The sequence below is a fragment of the Clostridium algoriphilum genome (assembly GCF_020443705.1).
GTDB classification, from domain to species: domain Bacteria; phylum Bacillota; class Clostridia; order Clostridiales; family Clostridiaceae; genus Clostridium_AD; species Clostridium_AD algoriphilum.
The window spans coordinates 20,279-33,616 of the sequence record NZ_JAIZZK010000036.1 but is presented as its reverse complement, the minus strand read 5'-3'; the positions used below and the strand labels follow the sequence as shown (position 1 = coordinate 33,616).

Here is a 13,338-nt window from a genome sequence, read left to right as displayed (position 1 = left end):
GATTATGGCCTGAAGGTAACACCCGTTCCCATACCGAACACGAAGGTTAAGCTTCAATGCGCCGATGGTACTGCAGGGGTAACCTTGTGGAAGAGTAGGTCGTCGCCAGATAAACATGGTTTACTAGCTCAGTTGGTAGAGCACATGACTTTTAATCATGGTGTCCGGGGTTCGATTCCCCGGTAAGCCACCAAAAAAGCACTAAAAGCACTTCATATGAAGTGCTTTTTTTTATTCCCATTGTTTTGACATATTATGAAATATATCAGATTTTCTTATTTCTCCCTGTTTACTATATACTATAGAGATTAATTCATAGATTTCAGGTATATTGGGATCAATAGATAGAACTACCTTTAAAGTATCTAATGCTTTTTCTAAGTTGTTTTTAGCTATTAAATATTTTACAGTCATTATTTGGTATTCAATATCTTTAGGATAGATATCTTCTTCAGTATTCATTTCATTAAGAATAGTTTTAATCTTATCTGTACTAAAAGGTTTCTGCAAATAAGTTATAGCGCCAAGTTTAGTACAATCCACTGCATTTTTAACAGTAGCAAAGGCTGTCATAATTATTACGGGGGCAGTTATCCCTTTAGCTCTAATTCTCTTTAGAACCTCTGTACCACTCATTTCTGGCATTTTAATATCTAAAAATATTAAATCTACAGGTTCGGTATCAATTAATAATAAAGCTTCATGACCATTCGTAGCCATCAATACTTCAAAGTTGTTTAGTTCAAGATAAATGCTTAGCAATGTACGAATATTTTTTGTATCATCTACAACTAGAGCTTTTTTCATAGTGGTCCTTCCTTTCCAAATGGAAATCACATTATTAAAAAGATAGAGCTATAATTTTAACACTTAATAGTGTGGAATTATAGCTCTATCTTTTTATAAACATAAAATGTACCATAGAGTTAGTGTCCAACTTGTTTTCATAGCAAATCTATTAACATGTATTTATAGCTCATATTTTTAGATTTTGATACTAGTATAAGGCATCTATAAATTATAAGCAAGTACGAGTTAATATCTTAACATTTGAATTATGTGTACGTAAGTTTATGAGTAAAATTGCAGTATATTTCATTGATATAGCCTATTATATTAATGAATAAATTTAATACTATGAGATATATAGAGGAAATAAGATATAAACAAAGGATTAAAGCTACATATTGTTTAGAACTCATATAACAGGCAAGAGAATGATTTTAAGAGGAGATATGCAAAGTTGCGTTGTGACCTATAATTGCTTAAAATATGAATATGGCATGAATCTAATATTAAATTATTAGGGTATGATTGTAGGCGTAGTTATAAATATACTATTAAAATGGTTTCTACAAAAAACAAATATATTAGCATATCGTGGGGTTACCTATGTTAATATTTTTCAAAAGTAATTAATGTAAGGAGAACATATTATGTATATTATAATAATAGGTTGTGGTAGGTTAGGAAGTGGACTTGCTATGGAATTGTCTAACGATGGACATGATGTAGTAATAGTTGATAAATATGGAGAAAATCTAGAAAGACTTAGGACTGGGTTTAATGGAATTAGAATTAAAGGAGTGGAAATAGATAATGATATATTAATAGAGGCAGGAATAGATAAAGCCGATATATTTTTGGCTATGACCCCAGCTGATAATATAAATATTATGGCTAGTCAAATTGCGAAAGATATATTTAAGGTGCCTAAAGTAATAGCTAGGATTTTTGATCCATCAAGAGAGTTTATTTATAGAAAGCTAGGATTACAAACGATAAGTCCAACTGAATTAGGAATAAATATAATTAAAAACAAAATAATAGATAAAAAATCTAATACGTTATTTTTATTAAACAACGATGTATCCATAGAGGAGATTACAATAAATACAATTAAAATTAATAATGTTTCACAAATAGAAGATAAATTTAATTGTAGAATATGTGCAATTCAAAGAAATGGAGAATCTAGCATACCAAATAACAACGAAATACTGGAACAAGGCGATAAAATAATTTGTAGCATAAATAAGAAAAATAAAGAAAAGTTAGTAAAGGCTATAATGAAGGAGAAACTTCTATGAGAGCAATAGTAGTTGGTGGTGGAAAGATAGGATACTATCTTGTTAAAGCATTAAAAGAAAAGAAACATCAGGTAGTCTTAATAGAAAAGGATATAAAAATTTGTAAAAAGATTGCTGAAGAACTTGAAATAGATGTAATATGTGGGGATGGTTCTGATGTTGAGGTGCTTAAAGATGCGGAGATAGAAGAAGCTGAAGTAGTAGCTGCAGTAACGGGAAAAGATGAAGAAAATTTGGTTATATGTCAAATGGCTAAAGTAAATTTTAATATAGAGGAAACGATATCTAGAATTAACAATCCTAAAAATACTGCGATTTTTGAGGCGCTAGGAGTAGATAAGACTGTATGTAGTACACAAGTAATTTGTAATCTAATAGAAGGGGAGTTTAATAGCGAACCTTTAAAAATCATTGAAAGCATAAATAAAGGAGAAATGATATTAGTAGAAGCAAAAATAGATAAAAAAAGTGCTTGGAAGGACAAATCTATAGGTCAGTTAAAAATACCTAAAGAATGTGTAATACTATCAATAATAAGAGACTGTAAAGTAGTTTTTCCAAGAGGTTCGGTGGATATAATAGAGGGTGATAAGGTACTTATAATCACAAATACAGATAAAAAAAAGGAAGTAGAAAATTCTATAATTGGAGGGTAAATAAATTATGACTAACAAAAAAATTATAGGCGGCGTAATTACAGAGATATTTTATACATTAACATTTTTATTTGTTCTATATAGCATTAATATGATTTTGGCAAGGTGAGGGTATGAGAAAAATGACAAAGGATTTTGATGATTTTAAAATAATAAACTATTATATAGGCTATGTAATTATGGGAACAGCAAGTTTAATGTTGATACCTATGCTAACTTCATTGATATTTAAGGAATGGAGTGTCCTTTTAGATTTTAGTATAAGTATAAGTCTGTCTTTTAGTTTAGGTATAATTCTTATGTTTACAGGCAAGAACAAGATTGATAGAGTGAAGGTAGAATGGAAGCATGGATTAATTATTGCATCTAGTTCATGGCTTATATTAACGTTGTTATGTGCAGTTCCTTACGAGCTTAGCGGAAATACAGCATCGTTTCTTGATGCATGTTTTGATGTTATGAGTGGATTCACCACAACAGGACTTTCGCTTACTCAAAATCTTGACCATCTATCTTTAGGATTAAATATGTGGAGACACATTATTACATTTGTCGGTGGCCAGGGTATGGTGGTACTTGCTCTAAGTTTTATGGTAAACCATACATTAGGTGCTTACAAAATGTATGTTGGTGAAGGTAAGGATGCTGAATTAGTTCCTAATGTAAAAAATACAGCAAGGATAATATGGAAGATAAGTATTGTATATCTAATTTTAGGTACCATTATGCTTTGGATTAATGGAATGTTTATAGGATTACAACCAGTAAGTGCTTTTTTTCATGGATTGTTTATTTTTATGTCTGCGTGGAGCACAGGTGGATTTGCACCAATGTCTCAAAACATCCTGTATTATCATAGTTTTTCATACGAGTTGTTAACAATGATTTTCTTCGTAATTGGTTCTTTAAATTTTGCATTACACTATGCAGTATGGCAAGGTAACAAAAAAGAAATATTTAGGAATATTGAGACGCAGAGCTTTTTTATTACTGCTTTAGTTATTTCCTTTTTTACAGCATTAAAACTAACAAATTCAGGTGTATATAGTAGTGCCATATCAGTCTTCAGAAAAGGTGTTTATAATGTACTATCAGCGCATACAACCACAGGGTTTAGTAATCTTTATGCAAGACAGTTTGCTACTGAATGGGGAGATTTTCCTATAGTTATGCTTATAATAGCCATGCTAATAGGTGGATCAGCATGTTCTACAGCAGGTGGGTTTAAGGGATTAAGAGTGGGAGTTGTTTTTAAAAGTATTGTTGCAGAAGTAAATAAATTATTAAATTCTGACAGAAAAATAAAGATATTTAAATTTCATCATATAAAAGAAATTGTTTTAGAAGATGGGATGGTAAAATCTGCTTACTTAGTAATAACATGTTATATAATATTATTTTTTATAGGGACAGCTTTAGGTACTTATTATGGATATCCTGTCTTAAGTTCAGCTTTCGAGGCTGCATCAGTTACAGGAAATGTAGGGTTATCCATCGGAGTTACGTCTCCTACAATGCCAACTATATTGAAGGTATATTATATAATTGCAATGTATTTAGGAAGACTAGAATTTATATCTGTCTTTGCGCTAATAGGAGTTACATTTGGAGGCATTAGGAGATTATGGTTAAGACTATTAAAACAATAATATTAATATGTATTTTAGTATATTCTGTTTCTATAACATGTATGGCAAAGGAATATAGTAATTTTAGTCAATTAATTGAAAATAGTAAAAAGATTGATAATAGTAAAATCACACTGAAAGGTGAAGCTATTGGGGAATGTATGAATAGAGGAGAATATTCATGGGTGAATATCAGTGATGGAAGTACAGCTATGGGAATATGGATTAAATCGAAGCAAGTTCAGAGCATCAAAACGTTTGGTAAGTACGGTTATAAGGGAGATATAGTAAAAATAAATGGAACCTTTAATAGGGAATGTAAAGAACATGGTGGAGATATGGATATCCATGCAAGTACAGTCGAAATCATAGATGCAGGTTGCAGGGTTAAAGTCTCTATAAGTGGTAATAAAAAATGTGTAGCATTAGTATTAGTACTAGTCACACTTGGTTTAAGCTATATCTATATAAAACATTAAAAGCACTTCTAAATGATTTGTTTTATTTAGACAGTCATAGCGTAAATTATTTTGTTTGAGATGTGATTTATTGTTTATACTAGGTGTAGTTGCTGTTTATGTGTATATGGTTAAGGGAGGTGATGGGGAGTTTGAAAAAAAATAAAGTTGATGAAAAATTTTCTGAGATTGCTAATGAGTATCAACATAGTGGCTATGTTGAAAATAAACTTAAAATAATCTTAATTACAAATACGCTTAAAACTTTATTAATTATGAGTTTAGCTACTATAATATCTTTAATATTTAGAAAGATTGGGTTACATGAGTCAAATGTAATAATAGTATTCATTTTAGGTGTATTATTTGTATCAAGAAGTACTGATGGATATATTTTTGGTATAATCGCTGCGATAATTGGAGTATTATCATTTAATTTTTTCTTTACTATGCCATATTATAGTTTTCTGGTTTATGGAGCTGATTACCCAGTAACTTTTGTTATAATGCTTATAGCTGCAGTTATTACAAGTACTTTAACCTCAAGAGTTAAAACACAAGCTAAAATATCTATTATGCGTGAAAATAGAATGCGTATTTTATACAAGATTAATCAGTCATTACTTACAGCAAAGAATAAAAATCAAGTAGTTGAATTTTGTGGTGAAAATTTAATCGATATGTTTAACAGAACCATTATGATAGCTATAATAGATGATAATAACAACCTGAAAAAGCCAAGTGTTTATATGCTTAATAATCAGTATAGTATGGATATCTTTGACTCTAAAATAGAGTTAATGGCAATTGAAAGATGTTTTAAAACAGGAGAAGTGGTAGAATTTGATGTTGAAACATCTATAAACAGTATGGGATATTATCATCCAATTAAAGGTCAAAATAAAATACTTGGAGTCGTTGGTATAGCATGTTTGGATAAAAACGTTTTATTAGAAAATGAAAAAATTCTTTTACAGTCTGTTTCTACACAAATTGCATTAGCTGTTGAAAGAGAAGATTTATACGAAAAGAAAAGACAAATAAATTTAGAGACGGAGAGAGAAAGGCTTAGGGGAAATATTTTGAGATCAATTTCACATGACTTAAGAACGCCGTTAACAGGAATATTAGGGTCAGTTTCTACTATTACTGATAATTATAATATACTAGGTGATGATACTAAAAAAGAGCTCCTTGAAATAATTTATGAGGATACAAGTTATCTTATACATTCAATTGAAAATATATTAAGTATGACGCGAATAGATGAAGGTAGACTTGAAATCAAAAAAGATATGGAGATTGTTGAAGAAATTATTGCTGAATCAATATCTAGGGTTACTAGGTTTTCAGGAAGTCATAATATTAAGACTGATTTACCAGAAAAAATGATTATGTTATTTGTTGATGGACTGTTAATAGAACAAGTGTTTATAAATTTAATTGATAATGCAATAAAGTATACACCGAGTGATTCTATTATAGAAATTAAAGTTAAGCAAAAGGATGATAGTGTATTATTTGAGGTGTCGGACAATGGAAAGGGATTACAAGAAGAAGATATATCGATTATATTTGATAGGTTTTATACCAAGAAGAATGGTTCTTCTTTAGAAAAACGAGGGATAGGACTAGGTCTTGCTATTTGTAAATCTATAATAGAAGCACATGGTGGATATATGGAAGCACTAAATAATTCTTCTGGTGGGGCGACTTTTAAATTTAGTTTACCTGGTATAAGGAGTGATGACAATGAATATAAAGCCTTTGATTTTAATAGTAGAGGATGATAAACCAATTAAAAAATTTATGAAAGTCTCTCTTGAGGCACAGGGATATAAGTGCATGGAAACTGAATTTGGGAACGCTGCTATAACACTTATTTTCTCGCAAAACCCAGATGTAATAGTTTTGGACTTAGGGTTACCTGATATTGATGGACTTAAAGTTATTGAGAAAGTAAGAGACTCCACAAAGGCTAGAATTATAGTTGTCTCAGCTCGTGGACATGAAAGGGAAAAGGTTGAAGCATTAGATAAAGGTGCAGATGACTATTTGACCAAGCCGTTTAGTGTAGCAGAGCTTTTAGCTAGAATTAGGGTGGCGCTTAGACAATTCAGTAAAAATAGTGATTTACAAGATAATGAGTTAACAGTTTTCAAAGTTAAAAATTTAAAAATAGATTTTGAAAAACGTAGAGTTACAATTTTGGGTGAAGAAATACATTTAACACCGATGGAGTATAAATTAATTGAGTTAATGTCAAAACATGCGGGACGTGTGTTAACTCATAAATATATAGTTGATGAAATTTGGGGAAGTTATTTTGAAAATGATACACAATCTCTTAGGGTATTTATGGCTAATATAAGAAGAAAGATAGAGAAGGACCCCGCACAACCGCAGTACATTACAACGGAGGTCGGAGTAGGATATCGCCTTGTTGATGAATAATTTTTAAGAGATAAAGTTTGGCTTCATCTTTTTTTATGTAAAAAGAGAGATATAGCATAAATAATAAATCTTAACAGAATCTTGATACAATATGATTTATCTTTATACTTTCTTAATAGCAAATTTGTAGTGTTTTTGATAATATATAATTATCAAATATAAAGAGAAAGGATAACTTGAGGTGATTATATGTTAACAATTAGAAAGCAAGAAATTTATGTTCAAAGTAATATAAAAAAAGCTATTAATGCAATAAAGTCGAATGAATTAGATTTGGCATGTGAGTATTTACATGCACGTATGATTGAAAATGATCATTCTGCAGAAGTATACAATCTACTTGGAGTTATTTCAGAATATAAAGGTGATGTGCTTTTGGCATGCAAATATTATAGGGCTGCATACGCATTTGATCCAACTTATAAAGCAGCTGATAAAAATTTAGAAAAATTAACTTCATTTTCTTATATGTTTAATGAAGCGAATATAGACTTCGGAGAGAACATGGAGAAAGAACATCAGAAATTAAATTTTATTGGGAATAGTGTAATGCATATTGGATATTTAAAGATAATGAGGTAGGTATAAAATTAGCATTTTAATTAATCTTATATAATCATGAAAACATCTTAATTACTCGATTAAAGACTTCAAAGGAAGATATAACTCCTTTTGAAGTCTTTTTGTCCGTTATATAATACTATGATAAAATTAACTTCATTTATTAATTATATAACTTAAAAAAAGTGTGTAGATTAGTAAAACTTTATTTATTCCTATATAATCCATTGAGAAAATAGCATTATTAGATTAAAATGAATATATATAAACATAGGAAGAAAAGGAGTGTGGTTTTTTGTTCCAATCCGTAGTTGATTTTTTTGCAGAAGACAAAATACAAACTGTTTTCAGTGATATAACTTCTTACAAATTTAAATATATTGCAATAGCTATTGCAGTTTTTGCAACATTTGTATTGCTGAAAAAAATATTTGCAAAATATGTATTCAAAATAATATTAAAACTTGTAAATAAAACAAAGTTTAATGCTGATACACAAATAGTAGCTGCTTTTCAAAAACCTGTAACCAATTTTTTTGAGGTATTAGGAGTGTATTTTGCTTTGAAAATTCTCATTGTGGCAGGTATTCCAATTGATATATTAGACATAGATAAGATTTTTAGTTCTGCTATAATAATATTAATATCCTGGGGGTTATATAATCTCACTGGAGAATCCTCTCTATTGTTTGAGAGAATGCATAAAGCATATGATGTAAAAGTGGATAAGATATTATTTCCTTTTATATCGAAAACATTAAAATTAATTTTATTAGCATTAGTTATTACAATAATAGCTGAAAAATGGGGATATAATATCCAAGGGTTTGTTACTGGGCTTGGATTAGGAGGCTTGGCGTTTGCATTAGCAGCTAAAGATGCAGCCGCTAATATTATTGCAGGTATTTCTATAATAGTAGATAAACCTTTTACCATTGGAGATTGGATTAACAGCGATATATTAGAAGGTACCATAGAAAACATTTCCTTTAGAACTACTAAAATAAGAACAATTGATGAAGCGTTGATAATAGTCCCTAATTCGAAATTAACTACTGAAGCTGTAACTAATTATAGTAGAAGAGGCAAACGAAGAGTTAGTCTGAATCTAGAGCTGAATTATAGAACGTCTAGGGAGAAATTAGAGAGTTGTGTTGCAAATATTAAAAACATGTTAGAGAATCATCCACAGGTTAATAAGGAAGGTATTCTTGTTAGATTTGATAAATTTAGTGCTTCTAGTTTAGATATTTTAATATGTTGTTTTGCTGATACACCAGATTTTGATGAATACTTTAAAGTAAAAGAAAATATTAATTTTGAAATAGTAGATATACTACATCAAGAAGGAATTTCCATGGCTTTACAAAGTACAAGTGTTTACGTGGAAAAATTACCAAATAGAAGAGAGCAAAATGATATTAATCTAGAAAAAGCAAATCTAATCGAAGAACTACCAGTAAAAAATATTAATAAGGATATTAAGAAATAAGGGGTTAAAGGTTATTTTCCAAAATTTTATCATGAAAATATATCTAAAATAAAGCTCTTTTCTCTATAACGAGTGGAAATTCAGCAGCACCATTAAGCTGTTTGTCCTTATCTATAATAACATTTTTATCAATTATAACGTTAGAAAGCTTAGAATTTTCTTTGATTTGACAATTTTGAAGTATGATGCTATTTGTAATTTCAGCTCCTCGTTGAACTATAACTCCCCTTGAAATAATACTATTCTCAACAAGTCCTTCAATAATGCAGCCATCACCTATTATGGAGTTATTAACTTTGCTTTTATTGGAATACTTAGTAGGCGGTTCATCTTTAATTTTTGTATAAATAGGTCCATTACTAAAAAATAGTTGTTTAGTTGTTTTTAGATTTAACATGTCCATGTTAGTTTTATAGTAAGAGCTTATTGAGTTAATACATTGAAGGTAGCCTTTAAATTCATATGCTTTAACCTTTAATCCATTAAAATTTTTATAAATGGCATCCTTAATAGTTGAGTAAGAACCAGTTTGAATACAATTATTAATAAGTGAAATTAATAGGTCCTTTTTCATAATGAACATTTCCATGGAAATGTTTAAACTATTCGAAGAACACATATTTTTACCTACACTTAGTAAATTATTATTTTCATCTATATTCAATACATCGCAATTTAAAAAGTCATTAGTACCTGAGTCAATATTTTTGTATATGACTGTTATATCTTGATTATTCTCTTCATGATAAGTTACGGCTTTTATGTAATCTATATTTGCTATCATGTAAGAAGGAGAAAGTATAACATTTTTTTCTTTACTTCTATATAGGTACTCCATGTTGTTCCATAACATTTCGACATCATTTAGAGAGACACTTGCAAAGCCAAAGTTAAAAACAAATAATCCATTAAGTCTTCGATCCAAATCCCAAGGTTTACCTGAACCTAAATGATCTACTAGAGAACGGGATTTACTTTGAGTAAAAACACCTACATTCCTAAGTCCTGAATTAACCATATTTGATAATACAAAATCTATAACTCTATACCTAGCGGCAATAGGAATAGCAGCGAGTGGTCTACTCTTAGTAAGACTTATTATATTTGTTTCATTTTCGTTTAAATTTAATATACCCATATAATTGTTAAGCATTTAATCACCTCACCTTATAATTGTATTAGATTTAACTTCAGTGCCCTCCGAGATAAGAGTTACATCATCGGAACCACCTATAAAAGAATTTCGTCTTATAATAACATTATTACCGACTATAGCTTTATCAATAATTACATTGTCTGATATTTTGGAACCTTTCCCAATTGTAACCCCATGGAAGAGTACAGAGTTATATATTTCGCCAAGGACTATACATCCTTCAACTACCAAAGAATTAGAAATCTTTGCTTTAGGGCCTATATATTGAGCTGGATTGGTAGGATTTATAGAGTATATCCTCAATTTTCATCATGAATATTTAATTTATTATTGTCATCGATTAAATCCATATTTGCTTCCCATAGACTTTTGATAGTACCTACGTCTTTCCAATAATCTTTAAAAGGATATGCATATAGCTTTTTCTCATCTTTAAGCATAGCAGGTATTATGTTTTTGCCAAAATCGTTGTCAGAAAGTTTGTTGTTTTCATCTTCTTTTAAAAATGTCTTAAGAAATTTCCAGTTAAATATATATACTCCCATAGAAGCCATATTATTTTTGGGAGTCTGCGGTTTTTCTTCAAATTCGTAAATTCTATTATCATCGGTAGTATTCATTATTCCAAATCTAGGAGCTTCGTCAATGGGTACTTCAATAACTGCTATAGTAACATCAGCACATTTTTCTTTATGGAAATCAAGCATTTTTGAGTAGTCCATTTTATAAATATGATCTCCTGAGAGAACGAGTACATATTTTGGATCATAGTAGTCTATAAAATTAGTATTTTGATGTATTGCATTAGCAGTACCCTTATACCAGTTTCCACCTGATTCATGCATATAAGGAGGAAGCAGCGTAACTCCACCATTATTTCTATCTAAATCCCATGGGATACCTATGCCTATGTGAGAATTTAGTGCAAGCGGCTGATATTGTGTTAATACCCCAACTGTATCTATCCCCGAATTTGAACAATTACTTAATGTAAAATCAATAATCTTATATTTACCACCAAATGGTATTGCAGGTTTTGCTGTGTTTTTGGTAAGTATTTTAAGTCTACTACCTTGTCCACCCGCGAGTATCATGGCAACCATTTCTTTTTTTTGCATCCGATATCCCACCTTATCTAAAATATCATCAAATAATAACTAGTTAATTTAGTACTGTACTTTCTGAACTTACCTAAAGTCTAATTATTACACTTTTATTATGTATATTAGTAAGGAGATGGTTTAATTCCTTTTTAATGAAATAATTTATATATTTGAAATTAATTATTTTAAGAGGATTTTTTAAAAGATATGAGATCATATAAAGCATGATATAAACAAAGAAATTGAGCTATATATATACTCAACCCCTTTGTTTATAGCATGCAGAGTTACAATATAAAGCTTAACAATAGCATTAGGTTAAGTCCTGTTACTATAAATCCGATAACCCAAAGAGTAATTTTGCTAAATGTAGTATTGGCATATTTGCCCATAACCTTTTTAGAAGAAGTTAAATATATCTGAAGGAATATAGTTATAGGAAGTTGTATACTTAAGAGCATTTGTGAGTAAATGAGACCTTTAAAAGGATTTGTTATAAAAAATATAGCGATTGCAGCACCAATCAAAGTAATTCCTATTCCAAGTTTAGTATAAATATCATTAATATCATAATCCTTACCAAATATTCCGGCAAAAATACTTCCACCCGCCATGCCCGCAGTAACTGAGGAGGAAATTCCGGCAAAGAGTAGAGCTAAAGCGAAGACTAATGATGCTGTATTTCCAAGTAGAGGTGTAAGCATTTGTTGAGCTTGGCTAAGCTCCGTAACTTTAACCTTTTGTGTAAAGAAAGTAGTTGCTGCAATAAGTATCATGGCGCTATTTATAGCCCAGCCTACTATCATTGAAAAAAATGTATCCATAAATTCATACTTTAATTGTTTTTTTATGACGCTTTCATCTTCTAAATTCCATTGACGACTTTGTATCACTTGTGAATGTAAAAATAAATTATGTGGCATTACGACGGCTCCAAGGACACTCATTATTATTGGAAGGGAATCACTAGGGAAAGAAGGCTTAATCCAGCTTACCATAGCTTTTCCCCACTCTATATGCACAAGACTTAATTCGAATATAAAAGATATTCCTATTAGAGAGACAAAGCCAATAATCCATTTTTCTAGCTTTCTATAAGAATTTGTGAACAGTATCCATAAAATAAAACATAAAACTAATATAGTCCCAAGTTTCAAAGGGATTCCAAATAGCATATTTAAAGCGATAGCACCACCAAGAAGTTCTGCAAGGGCAGTCGATATTGCAGCAATAACTGCGGAACCAAGAACCACCTTATTCAGATTTGGATTCAATGTGGCTGTCGATGCTTCTGATAGACAATTACCTGTAACAATTCCAAGATGGGCAGCATTATGCTGAAGAACAATAAGCATAATAGTTGAAAGTGTTACCATCCAAAGTAATGTATAGCCGTAATCTCCACCAGCAGAAATATTTGATGCCCAGTTTCCAGGGTCTATAAATCCTACAGTTACTAGAAGTCCAGGCCCTATATATTTTATAAAATTTAATGCCTTATGTTTAGATTTACGATCTTTTTTAAAATACTTTTTAATAAATGACAAATTCACTATAACACATCCATTCTATAATATTGCTACAGTATATATTATATGGAAACTATTACTTAAATCACCATAAAAATATAAAAAATTAAATTGAAAGTAAACAAAGATAATGATAACGGTTTCTATATAGAGCGGTTGTTCATAATTAATAACTCTTTCATGGTAAAATAGATGTTTTAAATGTCATTTG

The 13,338-nt window shown here is 30.0% G+C and carries 11 protein-coding genes, 1 tRNA gene, 1 rRNA gene and 1 pseudogene; 10 read left to right on the top strand and 4 right to left on the bottom strand.

The features are described 5' to 3' along the window. Together rrf and LGK95_RS18730 are read left to right on the top strand one after the other, a co-directional pair. A 5S ribosomal RNA gene (rrf, locus tag LGK95_RS18735) occupies positions 1-111 on the top strand; the annotation flags it as partial. Between the two features lie 6 nt (positions 112-117). Then, positions 118-193, top strand: a tRNA-Lys gene (locus LGK95_RS18730). A gap of 38 nt (positions 194-231) precedes the next feature. Here LGK95_RS18730 and LGK95_RS18725 read toward each other — a convergent pair. Next, a complete protein-coding gene (locus LGK95_RS18725) occupies positions 232-807 on the bottom strand; it encodes a response regulator (RefSeq protein WP_226126439.1) in 576 nt (191 codons plus the stop codon). A gap of 629 nt (positions 808-1,436) precedes the next feature. Here LGK95_RS18725 and LGK95_RS18720 point away from each other — a divergent pair. From LGK95_RS18720 to LGK95_RS18685, 8 genes are all read left to right on the top strand, one after another. After that, on the top strand, positions 1,437-2,090 hold the full coding sequence (locus LGK95_RS18720) for a potassium channel family protein (protein WP_226126438.1): 654 nt from the start codon (positions 1,437-1,439) through the stop codon (positions 2,088-2,090). After that, complete coding sequence (locus tag LGK95_RS18715; RefSeq protein ID WP_226126437.1) at positions 2,087-2,746, top strand: potassium channel family protein; 660 nt, start codon at positions 2,087-2,089, stop codon at positions 2,744-2,746. Before LGK95_RS18720 ends, LGK95_RS18715 begins: the two co-directional genes overlap by 4 nt. A gap of 113 nt (positions 2,747-2,859) precedes the next feature. After that, positions 2,860-4,395 carry a TrkH family potassium uptake protein gene (locus tag LGK95_RS18710; RefSeq protein WP_226126436.1) on the top strand — a complete coding sequence of 512 codons (1,536 nt, stop codon included), beginning with the start codon at positions 2,860-2,862 and terminating at the stop codon, positions 4,393-4,395. Continuing rightward, positions 4,371-4,853, top strand: a complete 483-nt coding sequence (locus LGK95_RS18705) for a hypothetical protein (protein ID WP_226126435.1) — start codon at positions 4,371-4,373, stop codon at positions 4,851-4,853. Before LGK95_RS18710 ends, LGK95_RS18705 begins: the two co-directional genes overlap by 25 nt. Positions 4,854-4,984: 131 nt before the next feature. Then, positions 4,985-6,622: a DUF4118 domain-containing protein gene (locus LGK95_RS18700; protein ID WP_226126434.1), complete on the top strand. Its 1,638-nt coding sequence runs from the start codon at positions 4,985-4,987 to the stop codon at positions 6,620-6,622. After that, positions 6,585-7,286 carry a response regulator gene (locus LGK95_RS18695; RefSeq protein ID WP_226126433.1) on the top strand — a complete coding sequence of 234 codons (702 nt, stop codon included), beginning with the start codon at positions 6,585-6,587 and terminating at the stop codon, positions 7,284-7,286. The genes LGK95_RS18700 and LGK95_RS18695 overlap by 38 nt, the downstream gene beginning before the upstream one ends. Before the next feature lie 189 nt (positions 7,287-7,475). After that, positions 7,476-7,868 carry a hypothetical protein gene (locus LGK95_RS18690; RefSeq protein WP_226126432.1) on the top strand — a complete coding sequence of 131 codons (393 nt, stop codon included), beginning with the start codon at positions 7,476-7,478 and terminating at the stop codon, positions 7,866-7,868. Positions 7,869-8,142: 274 nt separating this feature from the next. Then, a complete protein-coding gene (locus LGK95_RS18685; RefSeq protein WP_226126431.1) occupies positions 8,143-9,339 on the top strand; it encodes a mechanosensitive ion channel family protein in 1,197 nt (398 codons plus the stop codon). A gap of 43 nt (positions 9,340-9,382) precedes the next feature. Here LGK95_RS18685 and glgD read toward each other — a convergent pair whose 3' ends face one another. From glgD to LGK95_RS18670, 3 genes and pseudogenes are all read right to left on the bottom strand, one after another. Next, complete coding sequence (gene glgD, locus LGK95_RS18680; protein ID WP_226126430.1) at positions 9,383-10,492, bottom strand: glucose-1-phosphate adenylyltransferase subunit GlgD; 1,110 nt, start codon at positions 10,490-10,492, stop codon at positions 9,383-9,385. Positions 10,493-10,501: 9 nt separating this feature from the next. Next, positions 10,502-11,613: pseudogene (locus LGK95_RS18675) on the bottom strand (glucose-1-phosphate adenylyltransferase). 272 nt (positions 11,614-11,885) lie between these two features. After that, complete coding sequence (locus tag LGK95_RS18670) at positions 11,886-13,151, bottom strand: Nramp family divalent metal transporter (protein ID WP_404814472.1); 1,266 nt, start codon at positions 13,149-13,151, stop codon at positions 11,886-11,888. Positions 13,152-13,338 lie beyond the last annotated feature (187 nt).

What these genes read in the sequence shown, in the direction of transcription:
- LGK95_RS18725 (WP_226126439.1), bottom strand. Translation starts at nt 807, where the DNA reads ATGAAAAAAGCTCTAGTTGTAGATGATACAAAAAATATTCGTACATTG.
- LGK95_RS18720 (WP_226126438.1), top strand. Translation starts at nt 1,437, where the DNA reads ATGTATATTATAATAATAGGTTGTGGTAGGTTAGGAAGTGGACTTGCT.
- LGK95_RS18715 (WP_226126437.1), top strand. Translation starts at nt 2,087, where the DNA reads ATGAGAGCAATAGTAGTTGGTGGTGGAAAGATAGGATACTATCTTGTT.
- LGK95_RS18710 (WP_226126436.1), top strand. Translation starts at nt 2,860, where the DNA reads ATGAGAAAAATGACAAAGGATTTTGATGATTTTAAAATAATAAACTAT.
- LGK95_RS18705 (WP_226126435.1), top strand. Translation starts at nt 4,371, where the DNA reads ATGGTTAAGACTATTAAAACAATAATATTAATATGTATTTTAGTATAT.
- LGK95_RS18695 (WP_226126433.1), top strand. Translation starts at nt 6,585, where the DNA reads ATGAATATAAAGCCTTTGATTTTAATAGTAGAGGATGATAAACCAATT.
- LGK95_RS18690 (WP_226126432.1), top strand. Translation starts at nt 7,476, where the DNA reads ATGTTAACAATTAGAAAGCAAGAAATTTATGTTCAAAGTAATATAAAA.
- glgD (WP_226126430.1), bottom strand. Translation starts at nt 10,492, where the DNA reads ATGCTTAACAATTATATGGGTATATTAAATTTAAACGAAAATGAAACA.